Raw genomic sequence first — 1,409 nt, 5'->3', positions numbered from 1 at the left:
CCACGGCCCCCGCCCCGGCAAGAAACTGCGCCCGTTTGATCCCGTCACTCGGCATGGTGCCTCCCCTGTGTCCGTCCGTACGGTCCGTACGGTGGGCCCAGTCTTGCCAGCGGCCCCGCCCGTCCTCGACCGCCGTCGGTCTACGCCGTGGGCGACCTTGGTAGGAACGCGCCGCCCTGCGCGTCGACTTGAGTAGCCCGCAGCGCCTCCAGGAACGGGCCCACCGCCGGCGCGGGCACCCGGCCCCGCGTCGTCGCCGCGTACACGGCGCGCGGCGGCGCGTCCTCGTCGCGCACCGGGACCAGGGTGATGTCCGGGCGGACGGACTCGGCGGCCAGGGCGGGCACGAGGGTGACGCCGAGCCCGGCGGCCACGTAGCCCTGCTTGGCGGTCCACTCGGCGACGACATGGGCGATCCTCGGGCGGAAACCGTGCCGGTGTGCCTCCTCCAGGAGGGTCCCCTCGGCGTATGCGCTGCCGGAGATCCAGTCCTCCGCGGCGAGTTGGGGCAGACGTACGGAAGCGTCGCCCGCCAGCGGGTGGTCGGGAGGGACGGCGACGTACAGCCCTTCGTCCAGGAGGTGATGCAACTCGTACGCCCCCATGTCGCCGCCGCTCAGCGCCCCGCCCGTGGAGGAGACGATCGCGAGGTCGAGGTCGCCGGCCCCGAGGCGCGCGAGCAGCCCGGGCGTCAGCCCCTCCTCGCGGGTGAGCGTCACACCGGGGTGCCGGGTGCGGAACGCCGCGATGGCCCGTGGCACGAGCGCCGCGTCGGCCGTCGCGAACGCCCCGAAGCGCAGGGTTCCGCCGGTCAGGTCCCGGAGGCTTGCCAACTCCCTTTGCATGGTGCGGAGTCGGGCCACTGTCTCCTCGGCGTGCGGCAGGAGCGTACGGCCGTGTGCGGTCAGACGTACGCCCCGTGGCAGCCGGTCGAAGAGCGGGGCGCCGCCGAGGGCCGCCTCCAGCGAGGAGATCTGACGCGAGACGGCGGACTGCGTCCAGCCGAGCTCGCGGGCGGCCACCGTGAAGGATCCGTGCCGCGAGACGTCCAGGAAGACGCGCAGCCAGAGGGTGGAGAGGTCGGGTGGTGGCGGTGGCGGTGCCTGGGCCATCCGTGCGGTATGCGGAGAAGGCATGGGTGGCATGCTAGACATTCGCTTGTCGCATCGCGTGGCCGGGCCTAGCGTCGGACGCATGGAGAAGATCGCGTTTCTTGGACTGGGGCACATGGGTGCGCCGATGGCCCGCCAACTCCTCGCGGCAGGGCACCCGTTGACGGTCTGGAACCGGACCGCCGAGAAGGCGCAGCCGCTCGTGGGGGCGGGGGCCCGGCTCGCCGCCGACCCCGCGGAAGCCGTGCGGGACGCCGATGTCGTCATCACGATGCTGGCGGGCCCCGACGCGGTGCG

2 protein-coding genes are annotated in these 1,409 nt (G+C 73.5%); one reads left to right on the top strand and one right to left on the bottom strand.

Translation table 11 applies throughout. The features are described 5' to 3' along the window. Positions 1-140 precede the first annotated feature (140 nt). Positions 141-1,136, bottom strand: a complete 996-nt coding sequence (locus ACZ5CR_RS45190) for a LysR family transcriptional regulator (RefSeq protein WP_468869475.1) — start codon at positions 1,134-1,136, stop codon at positions 141-143. Positions 1,137-1,194: 58 nt separating this feature from the next. On the opposite strand from ACZ5CR_RS45190, the gene ACZ5CR_RS45185 reads away from it, so the two are divergent. Further along, a partial coding sequence (locus ACZ5CR_RS45185; RefSeq protein WP_468869469.1) for an NAD(P)-binding domain-containing protein occupies positions 1,195-1,409 on the top strand: 215 nt, incomplete at its 3' end.

Source organism: Streptomyces sp. NPDC031274 (assembly GCF_055570235.1).
Note: the sequence above shows the minus strand (reverse complement) of the source record. Positions and strands in the feature narration are given on the sequence as shown.

Bases quoted from the DNA above. Each gene is read 5' to 3' on its own strand.
- ACZ5CR_RS45190 (WP_468869475.1), bottom strand. From the start codon at position 1,136: ATGCCTTCTCCGCATACCGCACGGATGGCCCAGGCACCGCCACCGCCA.